The sequence below is a fragment of the Microbacterium stercoris genome (assembly GCF_017592545.1).
In the GTDB taxonomy this organism is placed as follows: domain Bacteria; phylum Actinomycetota; class Actinomycetes; order Actinomycetales; family Microbacteriaceae; genus Microbacterium; species Microbacterium stercoris.
Window position 1 is genome coordinate 78,640 of the sequence record NZ_JAGFOA010000006.1, and the last position, 23,583, is coordinate 102,222.

Sequence of the window (23,583 nt, forward strand, 5' to 3'; positions counted from 1 at the left end):
GAGCCGGGCGCAGCGACGCCCCGGCGGAAACGGAGCACTGCGATGGCGGCAGCGACGATCGATCAGGGGCGCACCAGCCTCGGCATCGAGCTCGGATCGACCCGGATCAAGGCGGTGCTGACCGACGCGGCCGGCGCAGCGCTCGCCAGCGGCTCGCACGAGTGGGAGAACCAGCTCGAGGGCGGGTTCTGGACGTACTCGCTCGACGCGGTGCACGAAGGCCTCCAGGCCGCCTACGCCGCCCTCGCCGCCGACGCCGAGCAGCGCCTCGGTGCGCGCCCGACGGCCCTCGGCGCGATCGGCGTCTCGGCGATGATGCACGGCTACCTCGCGTTCGACGAGGCGGGGGAGCTGCTCGTCCCGTTCCGCACATGGCGCAATGTGAACACCGAGCGGGCGGCCGCCGAGCTGTCCGAGGCGCTCGGCGTGAACATCCCGCTGCGCTGGTCGGTCGCCCACGTGCACCAGGCCGCGCTCGACGGCGAGGACCACGTCGCGCGCCTCCACCACCTCAACACCCTCGCGGGCTACGTGCACGAGCTGCTCACCGGTGAGCGTGTGCTGGGCGTCGGCGACGCCTCGGGCATGTTCCCGATCGATCCCGCCACCGGCACCTACGACGCGGCCCTCGTCGCGACGGCCGATGAGCGCCTCGCCGCCGCCGGAGCCGCGCACCTGTCGCTGGGCGCGCTGCTGCCGGCCGTGCTTCCCGCCGGCGGCGACGCCGGATGCCTCACGGCCCAGGGCGCCGCCCTGCTCGACCCCACCGGCACCCTGCAGCCCGGTGCGGTCGCCGCTCCGCCGGAGGGGGATGCCGGCACCGGCATGGTCGCCACCAACGCCGTCACCCCGCGCACCGGCAACGTCAGTGCCGGCACCAGCATCTTCGCGATGATCGTGCTCGAGAAGGCCCTCTCGCGCGCCTACGACGAGATCGACATCGTCACCACGCCGGCCGGTGACCCGGTCGCGATGGTGCACTGCAACAACGGCGCCAGCGAGCTCGGGGCGTGGGCCGCGGTCTTCGGCGAGTTCGCCGCCGCGCTCGGCGCCTCGGCGTCCGGCGACGACGTGTTCGCCGCCCTGCTGTCGGGCGCCCTCGAGGCCGGCGTCGACGACGGTCTCTTCGCCTACAACCACCTGTCGGGTGAGCCGATCGCCGAGCTCTCCGAGGGACGCCCGCTCTTCGTGCGCACCCCCGGCTCGCGCCTGAGCCTCGCCGGCTTCGCCCGCGCCCAGCTGCGTGCGGTGTTCGCCACCCTGAGCCTCGGCATGCGCACGCTCGTCGAGGAGGGCGTCGCGGTGGATGCGATGTTCGCGCACGGCGGCATGTTCCGCACCGCGGGAGTCGCCCAGCGCCTGCTGGCCGCCGCCGTGGAGGCTCCGGTCGTCGTCGGCGAGACCGCCGGCGAGGGCGGCGCGTGGGGCATGGCCGTGCTCGGCGCCTACCGCCTCGCGGTGATCGACGGCTCCGCCGCCGGTCGCGACCTGTCGGCCTGGCTCGCCGACGAGATCTTCGCGGGCTCCGCCACCGACACCGCCACGCCCACGCCCGACGAGATCGCCGACCATCGCGCCTACCTCGACCGCTGGGCCGCCGGCCTCGCCGCCGAGCGCGCCGCGATCGACGCGCTCCGCTGATCCCGCTCCCTCCTCCCGACCGCCGGCATCCGCCGACGGACGGGGCAGGAGACTCGAACTCACCCGTGAACCCACAGAGGAGAACCGCATGACCACCGTCCCCTCCGCCATGCGCGAGGCGGTCGACGCCGCCAAGGCGCGCGTGTCCGCCCTCCACGCCGAGCTGCCCCGCTGGGAGCTCGTCGTCTGGACCGCCGGCAACGTGTCCGAGCGCGTCCGCGGCGTCGACGGCCACCCCGACCTGCTCGTCATCAAGCCGTCGGGCGTCGCGTACGACGACCTGACGCCCGAGGAGATCGTGGTGTGCGACCTCGACGGCACCCTCATCGAGGGGGAGCGCAGCCCGTCGTCCGACACCGCCGCGCACGCGTACGTGTACGCGCACATGCCTCACGTCGGCGGGGTCGTCCACACCCACTCGACCTACGCCACGGCGTGGGCCGCGCGCGGTGAGGAGATCCCCTGCGTGCTGACGATGATGGGCGACGAGTTCGGCGGCCCGATCCCCGTCGGCCCCTTCGCGATCATCGGCGACGACTCGATCGGCCGCGGCATCGTCGCGACCCTCGAGGGACACCGCAGCCCCGCGGTGCTGATGCAGAACCACGGTCCCTTCACCATCGGCAAGGACGCGAAGTCGGCCGTGAAGGCGGCCGTGCTGCTCGAGGAGGTCGCGCGCACCGTGCACATCTCCCGCCAGCTCGGCGACCCGCTGCCGATCCCGCAGGACGCGATCGACAGCCTCTACAACCGCTACCAGAACGTCTACGGCCAGCATTGACGCCGTCCGTCCCACAAGGAGCACACACATGACCAAGCCCTATGCCGACCGCGAGATCTGGTTCTTCACCGGATCCCAGGACCTCTATGGCGAGGAGACCCTCCGCCAGGTCGCCGAGCAGTCGCAGGAGGTGGCCCGTGCGCTGGGCGCCTCCGACGACGTTCCCGCCGAGATCGTGTGGAAGCCCGTCCTGAAGGACTCGGCCTCCATCCGCCGGGCCATGCTCGACGCCAACGCAGATGACCGCGTGCTCGGCGTCATCACCTGGATGCACACCTTCAGCCCCGCGAAGATGTGGATCGCCGGCCTCGATGCCCTTCGCAAGCCGCTGCTGCACCTGCACACGCAGGCCAACGTCGAGCTGCCCTGGGACAGCATCGACTTCGACTTCATGAACCTCAACCAGGCGGCGCACGGCGACCGCGAGTACGCGTACATCGCCGCCCGCCTCGGCATCGCGCGCACGACCGTGGTCGGCCACGTCTCGAACCCGGCCGTCCAGCGTCGCGTGGGTACGTGGATCCGCGGAGCCGCCGGCTGGGCCGCCACGCACGAGCTGAAGCTCGCGCGCTTCGGCGACAACATGCGCAACGTCGCCGTCACCGAGGGCGACAAGACCGAGGCCGAGCTGCGCTTCGGCGTCTCGGTCAACACGTGGGGCGTGAACGAGCTCGTCGCCGCGGTCGCCGCGGTCGAGGAGAGCGCGATCGACGCGCTCGTCGCCGAGTACGAGGAGCTCTACGACGTCGTTCCCGAGCTCCGCAAGGGCGGCGAGCGTCACGAATCGCTGCGGTACGCCGCGAGCCAGGAGATCGCGCTCGAGACGTTCCTCGAGTCGGTGGGCGCCAAGGCCTTCACGACCAACTTCGAGGACCTGGGCGATCTGCGCCAGCTCCCCGGCATCGCCGTGCAGCGCCTGATGGGCAAGGGCTACGGCTTCGGCGCGGAGGGCGACTGGAAGACGGCCGTGCTCGTGCGCGCGGCGAAGGTCATGGGCGAGGGCCTGCCCGGTGGAGCCTCGCTGATGGAGGACTACACCTACGACCTCACGCCCGGCAGCGAGCTGATCCTCGGCGCTCACATGCTCGAGATCTGCCCGTCGCTGACGACCTCGAAGCCGCGCGTGGAGATCCACCCGCTCGGCATCGGCGGCAAGGAGGACCCGGTGCGCATGGTGTTCGACGCCGACGCCACCGAGGGGGCCGTCGTGGTGTCGCTCGCCGACATGCGCGACCGATTCCGCCTCACCGCGAACGTCGTCGACGTCGTCACCCCGCCCGCCCCGCTGCCGCACCTGCCCGTGGCGCGTGCGGTCTGGCAGCCGCGTCCGTCCTTCGACGTGTCGGCCGAGGCCTGGCTGACCGCGGGCGGCGCGCACCACACGGTGCTCTCCACCGCTGCCGGCGTCGAGGCGTTCGAGGTGTTCGCCGACATCGCGCGCTGCGAGCTGCTGGTGATCGACGAGGCCACCACCCGGCGCGGCTTCGCCGACCAGGTGCGCTGGAACGCCGCCTACCACCGCCTGGCGCAGGGTCTCTGACCCCGCGCGCCGAAGCGGGCCCCGGATCATCCGGGGCCCGCTTTCGCGTCTCCGGATGGCGCGGGTCGCGCCGTCGCGTCAGCGGGCCGCGCCGAGCCGGTTCGAGAGCTCGTGCGCGTGTGCGAGCAGGATCCGCCCGAGGGCCGGCACCCGCTCGGGGGAGAAGCGGAATTCCACGCCGGTGAGGCTGAGCGCGTACTCGGCGCGCCCCGCGCGGTCGAACACGGCCGCGCCCATGCCCCAGCTGCCCTCCACGATCAGCCCCGGGTTCAGGGCGTATCCCTGGTCGCGGGTCTGCGCCCGGCGGGCGCGCAGCTGTTCCACATCGTGAGCGCGGCCCCACTGCGCCCCGAGCTCGGGATGCCGGGCCAGGTACGCCTCCGCCTCGGCGTCTGGCAGGTAGGCGAGGATCGCGATGCCGGCCGAGGCGACCCCGAGCGGGAAGCGCACGCCCTCGCTCAGCACGAAGGAGCGGATCGGGAACGCGCCCTCCTCGCGGAGCAGGCACACGGTCTCGTCACCGCGGCGCACGGAGAGGAAGGCGCTCTCCTCGGTGCGGGCGGCGAGCGACCGCACGATGTCGCGGGCGACCGCGGTCACGTCGTAGCGCGCCGCGGCGACCGTGCCCATCACGTAGAGCTCGGGGCCGGGAAGCCAGCGGCCCGTCGCCTCGTCGCGGTCCACCATGCCCGCCGCGCGCAGCGCCCCGAGCAGGCGATGGGCCGTCGCGCGCGACAGCCCCGCGTCGCGCGCGAGCTGCTGCGAGGTGCGACCCTCGACGCCCGCGGCCGTCACGAGCCGCAGCAGATCGGTGGCGCGAGCGACGGCCTGCGTGCCCGGGATCGCGGCCGCGCGCGCGGCTCGTCCTGTCTCGTCCGATGTGTCCACCATGTGGACGCTAGTGACGGATCCGGCCACATGGCAAGCAGTCGGTTGTCGTGCCGGGCAGCCGGCGTCAGGGTGGGATCATCGGCCGGGCACCGGCCGGATCACGACGAGGGAGTCATCAGTGATCGACAAGACCATCGGAAGCGCCGCCGAGGCGGTGGCCGACATCCCCGACGGCGCGAGCATCGCGGTCGGGGGGTTCGGGCTGTCCGGCAACCCGACCGCCCTGATCGACGCCCTGCTGGCGCAGGGCACAACCGACCTCGAGATCGTCTCGAACAACTGCGGCGTCGACGACTGGGGCCTCGGGGTGCTGCTGCAGGCCCACCGCATCCGCCGCATCGTCGCGTCGTACGTCGGTGAGAACAAGGAGTTCGAGCGCCAGTTCCTCTCGGGCGAGCTCGAGCTCGAGCTGACGCCGCAGGGCACGCTCGCCGAGAAGCTGCGCGCCGGCGGATCCGGCATCGCGGCCTTCTTCACGCAGACCGGCGTCGGCACGCAGGTCGCCGAGGGGGGACTCCCGCGGCGCTACGCGGCCGACGGCTCCGTGGCGGTCGCGAGCCCGAAGAAGGACGTCCGCACCTTCGCGGTGCGCGGGGAGGAGCGGGAGTTCGTGCTCGAGGAGGCGATCGCGACCGACTTCTCGCTGGTGCACGCGCTGGCCGCCGACCGGCACGGCAACCTCGTCTTCAACAAGGCCGCGCGCAACTTCAACCCGATCGCCGCGATGGCGGGGCGCATCTGCATCGCCCAGGTCGAGCGGCTGGTCGAGCCGGGTGAGCTCGACCCGGATGCGGTGCATCTCCCCGGCGTGTACGTGCACCGGATCGTCGAGGTCGGCTCCGGCATCGAGAAGCGCATCGAGAAGCGCACGGTGCGCGCAGGCGGAGGGAACTGACATGGCACTCACACGCGACGAGATGGCGGCGCGAGCAGCACGCGAGCTGCGCGACGGCCAGTACGTCAACCTGGGCATCGGTCTGCCCACCCTCGTGCCGAACCACGTGCCCGAGGGCATGACCCTGGTGCTGCAGTCGGAGAACGGGATCCTGGGGGTGGGGCCGTATCCCGCCGAGGAGCTCGTCGATCCGGATCTCATCAACGCGGGCAAGGAGACCGTGACGGTGCTGCCGGGCGCGGCGTTCTTCGATTCGGCGCTGAGCTTCGGCATGATCCGCGGCGGCAAGATCGACGCGGCGATCCTCGGCGCCATGCAGGTCTCGGCGTCCGGCGATCTCGCCAACTGGATGATCCCCGGCAAGATGGTCAAGGGCCCGGGTGGCGCGATGGATCTCGTGCACGGTGCCGCCCGCGTCATCGTGCTCATGGACCATGTCGCCAAGGACGGCTCCCCGAAGATCCTCGACGCGTGCGCCCTTCCGCTCACCGGCCGCGGTGTCGTGGACCGGATCATCACCGATCTCGCCGTCATCGACGTCACCCCCGACGGGCTGGTGCTCGTCGAGACCGCCCCGGGGGTCACCGTCGACGAGGTGGTCGCCGCCACCCAGCCCCCGCTCACCATTCGCCTCGAGGAGGACAACTCATGAACGATTCCGATGTCGTCATCGTCGCGGCCGCCCGCACACCCCAGGGACGGCTGCGCGGACAGCTCGCGTCGTTCTCGGCGCCGCAGCTCGGTGCTTTCGCGATCCGCGGGGCGCTCGAGCGCGGCGGTGTGGACCCCGCCGACATCGATGCCGTGACGATGGGCCAGGTGCTCCCGGCCGGATCGGGGCAGAACCCCGCCCGGCAGGCCGCGATCGGCGCCGGGATCGGGTGGGACGTGCCCGCGCAGGGCGTCAACAAGGTCTGCCTCTCGGGCCTCACGGCCGTGATCGAGGCGGCCCGGATGATCCGGCTCGGCGACGCGGTGACGGTCGTCGCCGGCGGCATGGAGTCGATGACCCAGGCCCCGCACCTGCTGCCGGCCTCGCGGACGGGCTACGCCTACGGCTCGATCGAGGTACTCGACCACATGGCCTACGACGCGCTCACCGACGCCCGTGACGGGGTGAGCATGGGCGAGTCGACCGAGCAGCACAACGCCCGGTTCGGCATCAGCCGCCAGGCTCAGGACGAGGTCGCGGCCCTGTCGCACCAGCGGGCCGCCGCGGCGCAGGAGGCGGGTGTCTTCGACGCCGAGATCGTGCCGGTCGAGGTGCCCCAGCGCAAGGGCGACCCCCTCGTCGTCACGCGCGATGAGGGCGTCCGTCCCGGAACCACGATCGAGACTCTCGCAGGCCTGCGCCCGGCGTTCACCGCCGACGGCACGATCACGGCCGGCAACGCCTCGCAGATCTCCGACGGCGCCTCGGCCACGGTGCTGACCACGCGAGCTCACGCGGCGGCACGCGGCTGGACCGTGCTGGCCACCGTGGGGGCATGGGGCCAGACGGCCGGGCCCGACAACTCCCTGCAGTCCCAGCCCGCGCAGGCGATCCGCCGCGCGTGCGAGCGCGCCGGGATCGCGCCGCGTGACATCGACCTCGTCGAGATCAACGAGGCGTTCGGCGCGGTGGTGGCCCAGTCGCGTGACGAGCTGGGCCTGTCGAACGACGTGGTCAACATCCACGGCGGCGGCATCGCGCTCGGGCACCCGGTGGGCGCGTCGGGCAACCGGCTCGTTGTGCACATGGCGCACGAGCTGGCGCGGCGCGGCACGGGCACCGCGGTCGTGTCGCTCTGCGGTGGCGGCGGACAGGGCGACGCGCTGATCCTCACGCGCTGACAGAGCCTGGCTCGTTGTATGCCGCTGTCTGAATAGAATGCGGCTGGATGCCGCGTACAGGCGCGCGGCGGGAGGCGAGGGGCATGTCGGCCACAATGCGCGACGTCGCGACTCGCGCCGGCGTGTCGGTCAAGACCGTCTCGAACGTCGTGAACGGATTCGCGCACGTCCGCCCGTCCACGCGCGAACGCGTCGAGGCGGCGATCGACGAGCTGGGCTATCGGATGAACTTCGCGGGACGCAACCTGCGCCGCGGCCGGACCGGCATGATCGGTCTCGCCATCCCCGAGCTGCGAGTGCCGTACTTCGCCGAGCTCGCCGACTCGTGTCTGCGAGCCGCCGAGGAACGCGGTCTCGTGCTGCTCATCGAGCAGACCGGCGCGGGTGGAGAGCACGAGCTCGAGGTGCTCTCCAGCCTCCAGCGCCAGCAGACCGACGGGCTGCTGTTCTCGGCGGTGGGCATGGATCCCGACGACAAGGCCGCGCTCGCCGTGGACTACCCGCTGGTGCTGCTGGGCGAGCGCGTGTTCGATGCCGGCGTCGACCACGTCACCATGGCCAATCGCGAGGCATCGCGGGCAGCCACCGCCCACCTCATCGCGCGCGGAGCTCGCCGGATCGCCGTGCTGGGCGCACACGAGGGCGAGCGGATGGGATCGGCCGCCCTGCGCTACTCGGGCTACCTCGACGCCCTCGCCGACGCGGGCATCGCCCCCGATCCGCGACTGGTGGGCGAGGCGGGCCGCTGGGTGCGCGCGACGGGGGCGAACGCGATGACCCGTGTGCTCGATGCCACCGGGGGAGAGGTCGACGGCGTCTTCGCGATGAACGACGCGCTCGCTCTCGGCGCCCTGCACGTGCTGCACGAGCGCGGCTTCCGCGTGCCGGAGGACGTGCGCGTCATCGGCTTCGACGACCTCGACGAGGTGCGCTACTCCGAGCCGCCCCTGTCATCGATCGCTCCCGGCCGCGAGCAGATCGCGCGCGTCGCCGTCGACCGGCTGCTGCGCCGCATCGACGGCGACGACACGGATCCGGCGACGATCGTGGCCGACTTCGATCTGATCGGGCGGGAGTCGACGCGGTGAATCTGCCTCTTGCCCTCCGTATTTCATCGATGTAAAACGGGAGCATGACCCGCGCCGCGATTCCCGCTCCCGTCCTGCCGAGCGCCGGCGTCCTCACTCCTCTCGGCCTCGATGAGTCGCGCATCACGGGCGGCCTGTGGGCCCAGAAGCAGGTCGTGAATGCGGCCGCGACCCTCGAGCACATCCGGGCGCGCCTGGAGAGCGAGGGCTGGCTGCCCAACTTCGACCTCGCCGCCGCCGGCGCGCTGCCCGAGGGGCGTCGCGGCCGCGAGTTCGCCGACTCCGAGGTGTACAAGTGGCTCGAGGCGCTCGCGTGGGAGATCGGCCGAGGCGGATCGGATGAGCTCGAGCAGACCTTCCGGGCCGCGGTCGCACGTGTTGCGGCGGCGCAGGAGGCCGACGGCTATCTGAACACGATGTTCGGCCGCGAGGGTCAGCGGCCCCGCTGGAGCGATCTCGAGTGGGGCCACGAGCTCTACTGCGCCGGCCATCTGCTCCAGGCCGCGGTGGCCCGAGCGCGCACGCGGCCGGGATCCGACGACGGCCTGCTCGAGGTGGCGATCCGGGTGGCCGATCTCGTCGTGCGGGAGTTCGGCCCCGGCGCACGCGAGGCGATCTGCGGCCACGCCGAGATCGAGCTGGGCCTTGCCGAGCTCGGCCGGGTCACGGGTGACCGCCGCTACACCGAGCAGGCGGCGCTGTTCGTCGAACGCCACGGGAAGCACACGCTGCGCGACATCGAGCACGGCCGCGCGTACTACCAGGACGACGTCGCCGTGCGGGAGGCCGAGGCGCTGCGCGGTCACGCCGTGCGCGCGAACTATCTCGCGGCCTCGGCCGTGGACGTCGCGATCGACACGGGCGATGCTGACCTGCTCGCCGCCCTCGAGCGCCAGTGGAGCCGCACGATCGCGCGGCGCACGTACATCACGGGTGGCCAGGGCGCGCGCCACTCGGACGAGGCCTTCGGCGAGGACTGGGAGCTGCCGAGCGATCGCGCGTACTCGGAGACCTGTGCCGGCATCGCCTCCCTCATGTTCGCGTGGCGCCTGCTGCTCGCCACGGGCGAGGCCCGCTACGCCGACCTCATCGAGCGCATCCTGTACAACGTGCTGGCCACGTCGGTGAGCGATGAGGGCACCGCGTTCTTCTACTCCAACCCGCTGCAGCAGCGCGTAGAGGGAGCGATGCCGGATCCCGGCGAGACCGTCGGTCGCGCGTCGACCTCGCTGCGCGCGCCGTGGTTCAGCGTCTCGTGCTGCCCGACCAACATCGGCCGCACGATCGCATCGCTCGGCGCCTACCTCGCCACGACCACCGCGCACGGGGTGCAGGTGCACCAGTACGCGGCCGGCGAGATCCGCACCGCGTCCGGCATCGCCCTGACGGTCGACACCGCCTATCCGGCGCGGGGTCGCATCGTGGTGCGGATCGATGAGCCGGGCGACTTCGAGATCGCGCTGCGCGTGCCGGGCTGGGCCCATGGCGCGACGCTCGACGGCGCCCCGGTCTCGCCCGGCTATGCCCGCGTGCGGCGCCGGTGGAACGAGGGCGACGAGGTCGTGCTCGAGCTGCCCGTCGCGCCGCGTGTGAGCCTGCCGGATCCGCGCATCGACGCGGTGCGGGGATCCGTTGCGATCGAGCGCGGTCCGGAGGTCTGGGCGCTCGAATCGGTCGATCTCGGCACGGACGTCGCCGGTGCCGTCCTCGTGCCGGGCTCCGTCCGCGCTGAGGGCGAGGGTGTCGTCGCCGACTTCCTCGTGCGAGAGGACGATGCGGCCGCATGGCCGTACGCCGCGGAGCAGCCGCCCGCGGGGGAGCAGCGCACCTCGGCGCTTGTGCCCTACCGCCGCTGGGGCAACCGCGGGCCCGCCACGATGCGCGTGTTCCTGCCCCTCGCCACCTGACTTCACAGGGGGCCAGCGGCCCCTTCCGCCAGCGAGACGAAGTTGTTACTTGCGCTCGCTTTTACATCGATGTAAAACTGAACCCGACACAGATGTCATTCCCCCCAGACGGAGGCGCGATGAAGCGCATGCTGTACTCCGCGAAAGCGGCCCCTTACCTGTTCGTCCTGCCGTTCATCCTCACGTTCGGCATCTTCTGGGCGTACCCGCTCGTGAACTCCGTGATCATGAGCACGCAGGATATCCTTCCCGGGCAGGTCACCAGCGTCGGCCTGGCCAACTACGAGCGCATCGTCGGCGACCGGCTGTTCTGGCTCGCCATGGGCAACTCGTTCCGGTACATGGCCCTGACGCTGCTGATCCTGATCCCGCTGCCCCTGGCGCTCGCGGTGCTGGTGAACTCGCGGATCAGCTCGCCGCGGCTCACCAACATCTTCAAATCGGCGCTGTTCGTGCCGGCGCTAACCTCGGTGGTCGTTGCGGGCATCGTGTTCCGCCTGATGTTCTCCGAGACCGAGACGGCGCTCATGAACCAGATCCTCGGGGTGTTCGGCCTCGAGCCCGAGCGGTGGCTGCGCAACGACGGCACCGCCCTGGTCGCACTGCTGCTGCTGGCGACCTGGCGCTGGGCGGGCGTCAACATGATGTACTTCCTGGCCGGCCTGCAGTCGATCCCGGAGGAGTACTACGAGGCCGCCGCCATCGACGGCGCCAACGCGTGGCAGCGCTTCTGGCACATCACGGTTCCCGGGATGAAGCCCACCATCGTCTACGTCCTGGTGATCTCCGTCTACGGCGGTCTTGCCATGTTCCTCGAGAGCTTCATGATCTTCGGCGGCAACAACTCCCCGCAGAACATCGGCCTCACGATCGTCGGATACCTGTACCGGCAGGGCATCGAGAAGAACGACCTCGGCTACGCCTCCGCCGTCGGCGTGGTGCTGCTCGTCGTCATCCTCGCGATCAACCTCGTGCAGCTGGGCGCCACGGGCGCCTTCAAGAAGGAGGCGACGCGATGAGCGAGACCCGCACCATGGTCGCCCCGGGCGTCGAGACGCCCGCCAAGCGCCGTCACCTGGGCGCGCGCACCGTCACGTCGATCGTGCTCATCGTCGGCACGATCATCGCGCTCATCCCGTTCTGGGCGATCTTCGTGGGCACGTTCCACGACGGCAACATGCTCGTCCGGTACGGCCTGAACCTCGGCATCGACTTCACCCAGGCGAACTTCGACAACTGGGTGATGCTGTTCACGAACTCGGGCTCGTACTTCACCTGGTTCTTCAACTCGCTGATGCTGACTGCCGCGCAGGTCGTGTTCACCCTGCTCGTCTCGTCGTTCGTCGCGTATGGCTTCGCGATGTACGAGTTCCGGTTCAAGACGACGCTGTTCATCCTCGTCATCGTGCTCATGACCATCCCGTTCGAGATGCTGATGCTGCCGCTGTACGTGCAGACGAACAACATGAACCTGTCCGATTCGTATGCGGCCGTGCTGCTGCCCTTCCTCGCGCAGGCCACCACGATCTTCTTCTTCCGCCAGTACCTCCTAGGGGTGCCGCGCGAGATCCTCGAGGCCGGCCGGATCGACGGGGTCACGGAGTTCGGCATCTTCTTCCGGCTGGTGCTGCCCGTGATGACGCCCGCGATGGCGGCCATGGCGATCCTCAACGGCATGGCCAGCTGGAACAACTTCCTGTGGCCGCTGCTCGTGCTGCGCACGCCCGAGAAGTACACCCTGCCGATCGGCCTCAACACGCTGCTGACGCCGTACGGCAACAACTACGAGCTGCTCATCGTCGGGGCATTCTTCTCGATCTTCCCGATCATGATCCTGTTCTTCGCCTTCCAGCGCTTCTTCATCGCCGGCATGACCGCCGGCGCCGTGAAGGGCTGAGGAGAACCGTTCTCCCTCCGTACGTCCCCACCCCACCCACCCAAGAGATGCAACAGAGAGTCGAAGGAGACCTCACATGAACATCCGCCGCATCATCGGAGGCGCCGCGATCGGCGCCCTCGGAATCGCCTCCCTCGCGGGATGCGCCCAGCCGGGCGGCAGCCCGGAGCCCGAGTACACCAGCACGGTCGACCAGGAGGCAGGGGAGGACGCCACCACCCTGTCGCTGTGGACCTTCGTCGAGCTCCACGGCGAGTTCTACGAGAACATGGCCAAGGTCTGGAACGAGGAGAACCCGGACAAGCAGGTCAAGATCGACGTCAGCGTGATGCCGTACGACGACATGCACAACAAGCTGCAGCTCGCGCTGAACTCGGGCCAGGGCGTGCCGGATGTCGTCGACATCGAGGTATCGAAGTTCCCGGGCTTCACGCAGGGCGAGCCCGCCCTCGTCGACCTCACCGAGGCGGCCGCGCCGTATGTCGACGACATCGTCAAGGCCCGTCTCGACCTGTACTCGAAGGACGGCGCGCTCTACGGCCTCGACATGCACGTCGGCACGACCGTCGCGTACTACAACACCGAGCTGCTCGAGTCGGCCGACATCGACTACACGACGATCAAGACCTGGGACGACTTCAAGGCCGCCGGCGTCGCCTACAAGGAGGCCACCGGCAAGGAGTTCGGCACCGCCGACACCTCCGCCATGTGGCAGGAGGCCGTGCTGCTCGGTCAGCTCGGCGGCGACTACGCGGACGCCGACGGCAACCCGACGGTCGACAGCCCCGAGGTCGCTGAGGCGCTCGCGCTGCTGAAGGACCTGCAGGACTCCGGCGCCGAGGGCACCATCGCCGGCGGCCAGCCCGACACCGAAGAGGCATACGGCGCCATTAACAACGGCGACTTCGCCGCGTTCATCATGCCGAGCTGGTTCATGTCGCGCTTCACGTCGTACATGCCCGACCTCGCCGGCAAGATCGCGGTGGCCCCTGTTCCCGTCATGGACGGCGCGGAGTTCGCGACCGTCGGCGGCGGCGGCACGGGCACCGCGGTCCCGTCGGCCGGTGAGAACTCCGACCTGGCCGCCGAGTACGCGGCGTTCGCGAAGCTCTCCTACGAGGGCAACGTCATGGTCTGGGAGAAGCTCGGCTTCGACCCGCTGAACACGGAGGTGTGGGCCGACGAGGCCGTCACGCACAACCCCGACAACGAGTTCGTGAAGTACTTCGTGAACAACCCGTTCGACGCCTTCAACGCGGTCAAGGACTCCATCGGTCTGCTCCAGTCGCAGACGACTCCTGCCTACCCCGCCATCAACAACAACTTCACGACCGTCACGCTCAACGAGGTGTTCGAGAACGGCACCCCGATCGAAGACGCCCTGAAGCAGGCGCAGTCCGACCTCGAGAACGAGCTCGGCTGATCCTGCACCCCGGTTCGGCCGCACACACCGGCTGATCCCTTCCACCGAGCCGGGGCCGCCGTGGCCCTCCGCGGCGACCCCGGCTTCTTTCCGCACGCCTCCGAAAGGAAACCCCTCCATGCTGACCGCCTCCGTCACGGTCGATCCCGCCTTCACGGTCGGACCCGTGCGCTCGCGCACCTTCGGCTCGTTCGTCGAGCACCTGGGACGCTGCGTCTACACGGGCATCCACGACCCCGGTCACCCCACGGCCGACGCCGACGGGTTCCGCGGCGACGTGATCGACCTCACGCGCGAGCTCGGCGTCTCGACCGTGCGCTACCCGGGCGGCAACTTCGTCTCGGGCTACCGCTGGGAAGACGGCGTCGGTCCCGTGGACGAGCGCCCGCGCCGGCTCGACCTCGCGTGGCACTCGACTGAGCCGAACCTCGTGGGCGTGGATGAGTTCATGCGCTGGTGCCGCAAGACCGGCGTCGAGCCCATGATGGCCGTCAACCTCGGCACCCGCGGTGTGCAGGATGCGCTCGATCTGCTCGAGTACTGCAACGGGACCTCCGACACGCATTTCGCGAACCTGCGTCGTGCCAACGGCGCCGAGGAGCCCTACGACATCCGGATGTGGTGCCTGGGCAACGAGATGGACGGCCCCTGGCAGATCGGCCATAAGACGGCCGAGGAGTACGGCCGGCTCGCCGCGGAGACCGCGCGCGCGATGCGCATGGTCGATCCGGACCTCGAGCTCGTCGCCTGCGGCTCGTCGTCTTCGACGATGCCGACCTTCGGCAGCTGGGAGCAGACGGTGCTCACCGAGACCTACGAGCACGTCGACTTCGTCTCCGCCCACGTGTACTACTACGAGGAGGACGGCGACCTCGCATCGTTCCTCGCCTCGGCCGTGAACATGGATCACTTCATCGAGTCGGTCGTCGCGACCGCCGACGCCGTGCGCGCGGCAGGCAAGCACGAGAAGCGGATCGCGATCTCCTTCGACGAGTGGAACGTCTGGTACCAGAAGCGCGCCGAGTCGAAGGTGCCCGAAGGCGACGACTGGCCGGTCGCGCCCGTGCTGCTGGAGGACAAGTACAACGTCGCCGACGCCGTTGTGGTCGGCAACCTCCTCATCTCGCTGCTGCGTCACACCGACCGCGTGCACGCCGCCTCGCTCGCTCAGCTCGTCAACGTGATCGCCCCGATCATGACCGAGCCGGGCGGACGCAGCTGGCGCCAGACGATCTTCCACCCGTTCGCGTTGACCGCGCGACACGCCGTCGGAGAGGTTCTTCGTCTCGCGATCGAGTCGCCCTCGCACGACACCGCCAAGTACGGCGCCGTGTCGGCGCTGGACGCCGTGGCAACGCACGATCCCGAGACAGGCGAGGTGACCGTGTTCGCCGTGAACCGCTCGACGACCGACGACCTCGAGCTCTCGGTGGCGGTTCGCGGACTCGGCGATCTGCGCCTCCTCGAGGCCCTGACGCTGTCCAATCCGGACCACACCTGGGCCGCCACGGCCGACGACTCCGAGTCGTTCGCGCCCCGCGCCAACGAGTCGGCGAGCGTGTCGGGGGAGCGCATCGCAGCCGTGCTTCCTCCCGTCTCGTGGTCGATTCTGCGTCTCGCTCGGGGGTGATGTAGCCGATCTGTGACCGAGAACCGGGTCGGGAGGGGTTAGAGTCTCTCTCGATGTGAACGTGCGCACGCCGTATGTGAGCGCTAACATATTCACAGATATCCGGGTTCCCGACCCGGTTCTCGAGGAAGAGAGAGGCACAGCAATGAAGCGAACTGCCCTGCGGTTCATCACCACCACCGCGGCCATCGCACTGGCAGTCGGCCTCGCCGGCTGCGCCGGCCAGACCGCCGCCCCCGGCGGCAACGGCGGGGAGCCCGCCGCTGAGGACCTCACCGTCGGCGTCGCGATGCCGACCGAGACCTCGGAGCGCTGGATCAACGACGGCAAGGCCGTCAAGGACCAGCTCGAGGAGGCCGGCTACGGCGTCGACCTGCAGTACGCCAACGACGACATCCCCACGCAGCAGCAGCAGATCGAGCAGATGATCACGAAGGGTGCCGACATCCTGATCGTCGCCTCGATCGACGGCACCGCTCTCGCCAGCCAGCTGCAGACCGCGGCCGACAAGGGCATCCCGGTCATCGCGTACGACCGCCTGATCAACGGCACCGAGAACGTCGACTTCTACGTCACGTTCGACAACTACACCGTCGGTGTCCAGCAGGCCACCTCGCTCCTCCAGGGCCTCGGCTACCTCGACGCCGATGGCAAGGAGACGGGCCTGGCCGACAAGAAGGTCATCGAGCTGTTCGCCGGTTCGCCCGACGACAACAACACGGGCTTCTTCTTCCAGGGCGCCATGGACACCCTCAAGCCCTACCTCGACGACGGCCGCCTGACGGTCGGCTCGGGTCAGACCTCGATGGACCAGGTCGCCACCCTGCGCTGGGACGGCGCCACCGCCCAGAAGCGCATGGAGGACCTCCTCACGTCGACCTACGGCGGCGGCTCGGGTCAGCTCGACGGTGTGCTCGCCCCCTACGACGGCATCTCGCGCGGCATCATCACGGCCCTGCAGAACGCCGGCTACGGCGAGAACATCGAGGCCGGCCTGCCGGTCGTCTCGGGTCAGGACGCCGAGATCGCCTCGGTCAAGCTGATCAACGACGGTGTGCAGTTCGCGACGATCTTCAAGGACACCCGCAAGCTCGCGACCCAGGCCGTCGAGGCCGCCTCGGCCTACGCCGAGGGTGGCGAGCCGGAGGCCAACGACACCGAGACCTACGACAACGGCAAGAAGGTCGTGCCGTCGTTCCTCCTCGAGTCGGACATCGTCGTCAAGGACAACATCACCTCGCTGCTCGTCGACTCGGGCTACTGGACCGAGGACGAGGTCGCCGCGGGCGTCGCGGAGTAATCCGACCCGCTTTTCTCTGGCGGAGCCCGCCGGGCGACGACATCGTCGCGCCCGGCGGGCCCCGCCTCCCGAACCCACCCGAAGGGACGGAAGATGACTGACGCGATCCTCGAGATGCGGGCCATCACCAAGGACTTCCCCGGCGTGAAGGTGCTCAAGGGCGTCGACCTGAGCGTCGCGCGCGGCGAGATCCACGCCATCTGCGGCGAGAACGGCGCCGGCAAGTCGACGCTCATGAAGGTGCTGTCGGGTGTCTACCCGCACGGCACCTACGGCGGAGACATCCTGTTCGACGGCCAGTCGATGTCGTTCTCCTCCATCCGCGACTCCGAGCAGCAGGGCATCGTGATCATCCATCAGGAGCTCGCCCTGGTGCCTTACCTCTCGATCGCGGAGAACATCTTCCTCGGCAACGAGCGCGTCAGCGGCGGTCTCATCGACTGGAACCAGGCCAACCACGAGGCCGCCGACTACATGGCGCGCGTGGGCCTGAACGAGAACCCGACCACGCCGGTCGGCGAGCTCGGTGTCGGCAAGCAGCAGCTCATCGAGATCGCCAAGGCGATGACCAAGGACGTCAAGCTCCTGATCCTCGACGAGCCCACCGCGGCGCTCAACGACACCGACTCGGAGCACCTGCTCGGTCTGCTGCGCGAGCTGCGCGACCAGGGCATCACGTGCATCATCATCAGCCACAAGCTGGGCGAGATCGAGGCGATCGCCGACTCGACGACGATCATCCGCGACGGCGAGTCCATCGAGACCATCGACATGCACGGTGCCGACGCCTCGCAGGACCGCATCATCCGCGGAATGGTCGGCCGTTCGCTCGACCACCGCTTCCCGGATCGCACCCCCCAGATCGGCGAGGAGATCTTCCGCGTCGAGAACTGGACCGTCTATCACCCGACCCAGGCCGATCGCGTCGTCGTCGACGACGCCACCATCTCGGTGCGCGCCGGCGAGATCGTCGGCATCGCGGGGCTGATGGGCGCGGGTCGCACCGAGTTCATGATGAGCGTCTTCGGCCAGTCCTACGGCCGTGATGTCTCCGGCCGCGTGCTGCTGCACGGCAAGGAGATCCGCACCCGCACGGTGAAGGACGCGATCGCCAACGGCATCGCGTACGTCTCCGAGGACCGCAAGCACTACGGCCTGAACCTCATCACGGACATCCGCACGAACGTCACCGCGGCCGCGCTCGACAAGCTGAGCAACTGGGCGTCGTTCGTCAACGGCAACGAGGAGATCAAGGTCTCCGAGGAGTACCGGCGGGCGATGAACATCAAGACGCCGACGGTCATGCAGACCGTGGGCAACCTCTCCGGCGGAAACCAGCAGAAGGTCGTCCTGTCGAAGTGGCTGTTCTCGGATCCCGAGGTGCTGATCCTGGATGAGCCGACGCGAGGAATCGACGTCGGAGCCAAGTACGAGATCTACGAGATCATCAACCAGCTCGCCGCTCAGGGGAAGGCGATCATCGTCGTCTCCAGCGAGCTGCCCGAACTGCTGGGCATGAGCGACCGCATCTACACGCTCGCCTACGGCCGGATCACCGGCCAGCTGCCCGTCGAAGAGGCCACTCAGGAGAACCTGATGAGCCTCATGACCATCGAGAAGAACCAGAAGGAGGCCGCGGCATGAGCAATGTCCTGGCTGAGACCAAAGACCTGTTCACGCGCAACCTCCGCACGTCCGGCATCTACATCGCGTTCGTCGCGATCGTGCTGCTGTTCACGATCCTCACCGGCGGCCTGCTGCTGAACCCGGAGAACATCACCAACCTCGTTCTCCAGAACGCGCACATCCTGATCATGGCGCTCGGCATGATCATGATCATCGTCGCCGGTCACATCGACCTGTCGGTGGGCTCGGTGCTCGCCTTCGCCTCGGCGGTGTCGGCCGTGCTGGTCATCCGCGAGGGCATGCCCTGGTGGGTCGGCCTCATCGCCGCCGTCGTCGTGGGTGTGCTTGTGGGCGCCTGGCACGGTTTCTGGGTGGCGTACGTCGGCATCCCGGCCTTCATCGTGACCCTCGCGGGCATGCTCCTCTTCCGCGGCCTCACGCTCGTGGTGCTGCAGAACGTCTCGCTCTCGCCGTTCCCGGCCGAGTACAAGACCATCGCCACCGACTTCTCGCGCGGCCTGTTCGGCGAGATCGTCGTGGGTCAGGGCACCGGCCTCAAGGCCGTGCCGGTCACGATCGACGTGTTCACGCTCCTCATCGGCGTGCTGGCGGTCGGCGCCTTCATCTGGTCGCAGATCCGCAGCCGCCAGGCGCGCATCGGCTACAACCAGAAGGTCGAGTCGAACGTGCTGTTCATCGTGAAGCTCGTCGCCGTCGCGGTGGTCGTCATGGCGTTCGCCTGGGCCCTCGCGTACAACCGCGGCTTCCCGTACGTGCTGATCGTGCTCGGCGTTCTCGTCCTCGTGTACCAGCTCGTCACGAACCGCACCGTCTTCGGCCGCCACGTCTACGCCGTGGGTGGCAACCTCGCCGCGGCGCAGCTGTCGGGCGTCAACGTGCGCAAGGTCAACTTCTGGCTGTTCGTGCACATGGGCCTGCTGACCGGTGTCGCCGCTGCGGTGTTCTCGGGTCGTTCGAACGGCGCGCAGCCGAACATGGGCAACAGCTTCGAGCTCGACGTGATCGCGGCCTGCTTCATCGGCGGCGCCTCGACCACCGGCGGCATCGGCCGCGTGACGGGTGCCCTCGTGGGCGGTCTCGTGATGGCCGTGATGTCGAACGGCATGTCGCTGATGGGCGTTCCCCAGTCGCTGCAGCCGATCGTCAAGGGCCTCGTGCTGCTCGTCGCGGTCGCCTTCGACATCTACAACAAGCGTCGCGCCGGCGCCGCGCGCTGAGTTCACTCGCGAACGACGAACCCCGCCAGGTCACGCACCTGGCGGGGTTCGTCGTCGTCAGGGCAGGATCGCGTCGACGTAGCCGCCGTCGACGCGCACGGCCGCGCCCGTGGTGGCCGAGGCCAGGGGAGAGGCGAGGTATGCCACCATGTTCGCGATCTCCTGCGGCTCGATGAGCCGCTGCAGCAGCGACTGCGGGCGGTGGGTGCGCATGAACTCGCGCTGGGCCTCCTCCCACGGCAGGCTCTCGTCCACGAGCTCGTAGACGAAGGTCTCGACGCCGCCCGTGTGCGTGGGGCCCGCGATCACGGAGTTGACCGTCACGCCCGTGCCGGCGGCGTCCTTCGCGAATCCGCGCGAGACCGCGAGCAGCGCGGTCTTCGACATGCCGTAGTGGATCATCTCCGCGGGGATCACGATGGCCGAGTCGCTGGCGATGTTCTGGATCCGACCCCATCCGCGCGCCTTCATGCCGGGAAGTGTCGCGCGGATGAGGCGCACGGCGGCGAGCACGTTGACGTCGAAGTAGCGACGCCACTCGTCGTCATCGATCTCGAGGGGCGCCTCGGAGCCGAAGATGCCGAGGTTGTTGATCAGGATGTCCACCTCGCCAGAGGCGGCGAGCACCTCTTCGGCGCCCTCCGGGAGCGTGACGTCGCCGGGAGCCGCGATGAACACACGGCCGGGGGCGGCGAGCTGCTCGATCGTCTCCTGCACCTTCCCCGCCGTGCGTCCGTTGATCGCGACGCGTGCTCCGGCGTCCGCGAGCGTCGCGGCGATCGCCCGCCCGATGCCCTGCGTCGAGCCCGTCACCAGCGCTGTCCTGCCGTTCAGATCGATCTGCATGGTGAGGGGAACCGACGGGCCGCTGCCGGCATTCCGGATGCGCAGCGCTCAGTCACCCAGCTCTGCGCGCTCGGCCAGGCGACCGCCGGGCTCGATGCCGATGACGACGTCGATGCCGAGCCGGCGCAGGAACGCGTGGTCGTGGCTGACGATCAGCAGCGCCCCGCGGTACGACTGGAGGGCCTCGGCCAGCTGCTCGACGCTCGTGATGTCGAGGTTGTTCGTCGGCTCGTCCAGGATCAGCAGCTGGGCGGGCGGATCGGCGAACAGCAGCTTCGCCAGCGCCACGCGGAACCGTTCGCCGCCCGACAGCGTGCTGACCGGGCGGTCCAGAGCGCTGCCGCGCAGCAGCAGGCGCGCGAGCTGGTTGCGCAGCTCTCCGGGAGCGGTGCCCGGAGCGGCGTCGCGCACGTTGTCGACCGCCGATCGGGTGTCGTCGAGGTCGTCGAGACGCTGTCGCAGGTAGCCGACGCGGGACGTGGCCAGGCGCCCGCCGACGTGGCCCGGGGTGGGCTCGGCCCCGGAGGCCAGCTGCTCGAGCAGCGTCGTCTTGCCGGCGCCGTTCGGGCCGACCAGCGCGACCCGCTCCGGTCCCTGGATCGTGACGATCCTGTCGCCGTCGGACAGCTCGGCGATCCGACGGCCGCGCGCGACGTCGGGATCCGGGAGGGTCAGGTGGATGTGCTCCTCGCGGCGCACGCGCGCATCCGCGGCATCGAGGGCGGCCTGCGCCTCGTCGACCTTCTCGGCGAGCGAGCTGCGGAGGGATCCGGCGGATGCCTGCGCCTTGCTGGCCTTGGCGTTCGCGAGGATCTTGGCCTGGTTCTCGGAGGCCTTCTTGCCGGCGCGGGCGCGCGCGGCGATCTTGGCTTCGGCCTCCTGCCGCTGGCGCTTCTCCGTGCGCAGCTGCTGCTGCGCGGTGCGCGCCGCCTGGGACGCCGCGGCCTGCTCCTGATCGACGAACGCGCGGAACTCCGAGTACGCACCGCCGAACAGCTCGAGCCTCGCGCCGCGGTCGCGCGCGTCCTGGCCGAGGCCGATCGATCGCAGCTCGGCGGTGTGCTCCATGCGGTCGAGCAGCTCGAGGTCGTGGCTGACGATGATGAGCGTGCCCGGCCAGTCGTCGATCAGCCGCGCGAGGCGCTGCCGCGTGGGTCGGTCGAGGTTGTTCGTGGGCTCGTCGAGCAGCGTGATCGGGGTGCGGCGCAGGCGCAGCCCGGTGATGGCGATGAGCATCGCCTCGCCGCCGGACAGCTCGCCGACGCGCCGATCCAGATCCTGCGCGCCGAAGCCGATCTCGGAGAGCGCGAGGTCGGCGCGTGACTCGATGTCCCAGTCGTCGCCGACCGCGTCGAAGTGCGCCACGTCGACATCGCCCGACTCGATCGCGCGGAGTGCCGTGAGGATCGGAGCGATGCCGAGCAGATCGGCGACCGTCGTGTCGCGGTCGAGCGTGAGCGTCTGGGGCAGGTAGCCGACCTCCCCGGCGGTCTCGATGCGACCGGAGGTGGGGGTGTGCACGCCGGCGATGAGCTTGAGGAGCGTGGACTTGCCGACGCCGTTGCGTCCGACAAGACCGGTGCGCCCGGCGGGGAAGGTGCCGGTCAGCGAATCGAGGGCGACGGATCCGTCGGGCCACTCGAACGAGACATCGACCAGGGAGACGGGGGACAGGGTATGCAGCATGAGGGAGACCTTTCGGGGCGAGTGAGAAGAGCGCGCACCCGATGACTCCGGGTGCCGGCTAGTTCCTGTCGACCTCGATCTCCATGCCTCCACGGTAACAGCGCCCGACGCCGGTGCGCGAATCCCGGGCGTGTCGGCCCTGCCTCCGCACCGCCTCCCCGCTGCGCCGTCAGCGCAGCAGCGGCAGGCGACCGACGATCCGGTCGATCCGGTTGCGCGGGCCGACGAGGCCGACAGCCGCGTAGGCGAGGCCATCGGACGCATGCGCCGTCACCTCCTCGAGGTACTCGTCGTACACGCGCGTAAGCTGCGCGGCCGCGGGCATGTCGGAGACGAAGACCCCGTCGGATGCGGCCGCGCGCGCCCGGATGGCCGCGAGCTGAGCGGCATCCGCCACCAGCACGGTGCAGCCGATCCAGGGGAGGTCGGAGTGCCGGGATCCGTCGGCGTCGAGTGCGTCGGGGCCGAGCAGCCCGGCGACCGCGGCGCCCGTCGCCGCGCCCACGCACGCCGTCGCGTTGGCGATGCGCCCCGTGGGCAGCGACCCGTCCACGACGATCACCCACTTGAGCCGAGCGGCGCGGGTCGGCGCGGCGGTGTCGATCTCGTCGGGGGAGAAGCCGAAGGGCGTGGATTCCATGTGCGTTCCTTGCGTGCGGATCATCGGGAGTCAGGGAAAAATCTAGGCAGGAATCCGGGTCTCCAGATTCACCGGTTTACGAAGTACGAAACGGAGGCGTCGATGGCTGATCTCGACGCATTAGATACGGCGATCCTGACCGCTCTCCAGACGAATGCGCGGATGAGCAATCGCGAGGTGGCCGCCCGCGTCGGGGTGTCGCCGACGACGGCGCTGGATCGCACCCGGGCGCTGCGCCGGCGCGGGGTCATCCTCGGGGCGAGCCTCGATGTCGACCTCGCGCAGGTCGGTCGGGCGGTGCAGGCTCTGATCTCGGTGCGCGTGCGCCCGCCTTCGCGTGACGTCATCGAGGCCTTCCGCGACTGGGTGTCGCTGCTGCCCGAGACGCTCGGCGTCTTCGTCGTGAGCGGCGACGTCGACTTCATCATCCACGTCGCCGTGGCCGACAACGAAGCGCTCTATGCGTTTGTGATCGACCGACTCACCGAACGCGAGGAGATCGCCGACGTGCGTACCACGGTCGTCTACGAGCACCTGCGAAATCCGGTCGGCATCTCGCCGGCCACGTGACGGCGCGTGACGTCACGCCCCGTCACACCCGTTCCGGATGTCGGAGCCCCGCCGTAGCGTGGGGGCATCGCGGCGGTCCGGGTGGTCCCGGGGTCCGGTTCATACCCGGTGCTGCTGCAGGTTCGACTCCTGCCGTCGCGTCGGGATCTCG

Annotated in this window: 20 protein-coding genes and 1 tRNA gene; 17 read left to right on the top strand and 4 right to left on the bottom strand. The window is 69.7% G+C overall.

Features of this window, described 5'->3' with window-relative positions:
• Nucleotides 1-42 precede the first annotated feature (42 nt).
• The 3 genes from J5V96_RS14120 (at nucleotide 43) to araA (ending at nucleotide 3,962) form a co-directional block, all read left to right on the top strand.
• Entirely contained in the window at nucleotides 43-1,641 is a 1,599-nt protein-coding gene (locus tag J5V96_RS14120) for an FGGY-family carbohydrate kinase (protein ID WP_208504450.1), read from the top strand.
• A gap of 88 nt (nucleotides 1,642-1,729) precedes the next feature.
• Nucleotides 1,730-2,422, top strand: coding sequence for an L-ribulose-5-phosphate 4-epimerase (locus J5V96_RS14125; protein ID WP_208504452.1), 693 nt, complete (start codon nucleotides 1,730-1,732; stop codon nucleotides 2,420-2,422).
• 28 nt (nucleotides 2,423-2,450) lie between these two features.
• Nucleotides 2,451-3,962, top strand: a complete 1,512-nt coding sequence (araA, locus tag J5V96_RS14130; RefSeq protein ID WP_208504453.1) for an L-arabinose isomerase — start codon at nucleotides 2,451-2,453, stop codon at nucleotides 3,960-3,962.
• Between the two features lie 78 nt (nucleotides 3,963-4,040).
• On the opposite strand, the gene J5V96_RS14135 is transcribed toward araA, so the two are convergent.
• Nucleotides 4,041-4,853 (bottom strand): IclR family transcriptional regulator, encoded by an 813-nt coding sequence (locus J5V96_RS14135; RefSeq protein WP_208504455.1) that lies wholly within the window; start codon nucleotides 4,851-4,853, stop codon nucleotides 4,041-4,043.
• 118 nt (nucleotides 4,854-4,971) lie between these two features.
• Between J5V96_RS14135 and J5V96_RS14140 the strand changes: the two genes are divergently transcribed.
• The 12 genes from J5V96_RS14140 (at nucleotide 4,972) to mmsB (ending at nucleotide 19,690) form a co-directional block, all read left to right on the top strand.
• The gene (locus tag J5V96_RS14140; protein WP_208504457.1) at nucleotides 4,972-5,748 is read left to right on the top strand and encodes a CoA transferase subunit A; all 777 of its coding nucleotides are present in this window, start codon (nucleotides 4,972-4,974) and stop codon (nucleotides 5,746-5,748) included.
• A 1-nt stretch (nucleotide 5,749) separates the two neighbouring features.
• Nucleotides 5,750-6,400 carry a CoA transferase subunit B gene (locus J5V96_RS14145; protein WP_208504459.1) on the top strand — a complete coding sequence of 217 codons (651 nt, stop codon included), beginning with the start codon at nucleotides 5,750-5,752 and terminating at the stop codon, nucleotides 6,398-6,400.
• Entirely contained in the window at nucleotides 6,397-7,581 is a 1,185-nt protein-coding gene (locus J5V96_RS14150; RefSeq protein WP_208504462.1) for an acetyl-CoA C-acetyltransferase, read from the top strand. Before J5V96_RS14145 ends, J5V96_RS14150 begins: the two co-directional genes overlap by 4 nt.
• Before the next feature lie 83 nt (nucleotides 7,582-7,664).
• Nucleotides 7,665-8,669, top strand: a complete 1,005-nt coding sequence (locus J5V96_RS14155) for a LacI family DNA-binding transcriptional regulator (RefSeq protein ID WP_208504464.1) — start codon at nucleotides 7,665-7,667, stop codon at nucleotides 8,667-8,669.
• A gap of 44 nt (nucleotides 8,670-8,713) precedes the next feature.
• Nucleotides 8,714-10,576, top strand: a complete 1,863-nt coding sequence (locus J5V96_RS14160; protein ID WP_208504465.1) for a glycoside hydrolase family 127 protein — start codon at nucleotides 8,714-8,716, stop codon at nucleotides 10,574-10,576.
• Nucleotides 10,577-10,695: 119 nt separating this feature from the next.
• Nucleotides 10,696-11,595, top strand: a complete 900-nt coding sequence (locus tag J5V96_RS14165; RefSeq protein WP_208504467.1) for a carbohydrate ABC transporter permease — start codon at nucleotides 10,696-10,698, stop codon at nucleotides 11,593-11,595.
• Nucleotides 11,592-12,473, top strand: coding sequence for a carbohydrate ABC transporter permease (locus J5V96_RS14170; RefSeq protein ID WP_236014823.1), 882 nt, complete (start codon nucleotides 11,592-11,594; stop codon nucleotides 12,471-12,473). The genes J5V96_RS14165 and J5V96_RS14170 overlap by 4 nt, the downstream gene beginning before the upstream one ends.
• A gap of 76 nt (nucleotides 12,474-12,549) precedes the next feature.
• On the top strand, nucleotides 12,550-13,896 hold the full coding sequence (locus J5V96_RS14175; protein ID WP_208504469.1) for an ABC transporter substrate-binding protein: 1,347 nt from the start codon (nucleotides 12,550-12,552) through the stop codon (nucleotides 13,894-13,896).
• A gap of 118 nt (nucleotides 13,897-14,014) precedes the next feature.
• Nucleotides 14,015-15,526, top strand: coding sequence for an arabinosylfuranosidase ArfA (arfA, locus tag J5V96_RS14180; RefSeq protein WP_208504471.1), 1,512 nt, complete (start codon nucleotides 14,015-14,017; stop codon nucleotides 15,524-15,526).
• 145 nt (nucleotides 15,527-15,671) lie between these two features.
• Nucleotides 15,672-16,826, top strand: coding sequence for a multiple monosaccharide ABC transporter substrate-binding protein (gene chvE / locus J5V96_RS14185; RefSeq protein ID WP_208504473.1), 1,155 nt, complete (start codon nucleotides 15,672-15,674; stop codon nucleotides 16,824-16,826).
• Nucleotides 16,827-16,919: 93 nt separating this feature from the next.
• Nucleotides 16,920-18,470 (top strand): multiple monosaccharide ABC transporter ATP-binding protein, encoded by a 1,551-nt coding sequence (mmsA, locus tag J5V96_RS14190; RefSeq protein WP_208504475.1) that lies wholly within the window; start codon nucleotides 16,920-16,922, stop codon nucleotides 18,468-18,470.
• Nucleotides 18,467-19,690, top strand: a complete 1,224-nt coding sequence (mmsB, locus tag J5V96_RS14195; protein ID WP_208504477.1) for a multiple monosaccharide ABC transporter permease — start codon at nucleotides 18,467-18,469, stop codon at nucleotides 19,688-19,690. Before mmsA ends, mmsB begins: the two co-directional genes overlap by 4 nt.
• Before the next feature lie 57 nt (nucleotides 19,691-19,747).
• On the opposite strand, the gene J5V96_RS14200 is transcribed toward mmsB, so the two are convergent.
• The 3 genes from J5V96_RS14200 to J5V96_RS14210 all read right to left on the bottom strand — a co-directional run bounded on the left by J5V96_RS14200 (nucleotide 19,748) and on the right by J5V96_RS14210 (nucleotide 22,862).
• Entirely contained in the window at nucleotides 19,748-20,536 is a 789-nt protein-coding gene (locus J5V96_RS14200; RefSeq protein WP_208504479.1) for an SDR family NAD(P)-dependent oxidoreductase, read from the bottom strand.
• Nucleotides 20,537-20,584: 48 nt separating this feature from the next.
• Nucleotides 20,585-22,222, bottom strand: coding sequence for an ABC-F family ATP-binding cassette domain-containing protein (locus J5V96_RS14205; RefSeq protein WP_208504481.1), 1,638 nt, complete (start codon nucleotides 22,220-22,222; stop codon nucleotides 20,585-20,587).
• A 169-nt stretch (nucleotides 22,223-22,391) separates the two neighbouring features.
• The gene (locus J5V96_RS14210) at nucleotides 22,392-22,862 is read right to left on the bottom strand and encodes a DUF2000 domain-containing protein (RefSeq protein ID WP_208504485.1); all 471 of its coding nucleotides are present in this window, start codon (nucleotides 22,860-22,862) and stop codon (nucleotides 22,392-22,394) included.
• Nucleotides 22,863-22,964: 102 nt separating this feature from the next.
• Between J5V96_RS14210 and J5V96_RS14215 the strand changes: the two genes are divergently transcribed.
• Both J5V96_RS14215 and J5V96_RS14220 read left to right on the top strand, forming a co-directional pair.
• The gene (locus tag J5V96_RS14215) at nucleotides 22,965-23,432 is read left to right on the top strand and encodes an Lrp/AsnC family transcriptional regulator (protein ID WP_208504488.1); all 468 of its coding nucleotides are present in this window, start codon (nucleotides 22,965-22,967) and stop codon (nucleotides 23,430-23,432) included.
• Nucleotides 23,433-23,500: 68 nt separating this feature from the next.
• Nucleotides 23,501-23,573: transfer RNA gene (locus tag J5V96_RS14220), tRNA-Met, on the top strand.
• The last annotated feature ends 10 nt before the right edge of the window (nucleotides 23,574-23,583 follow it).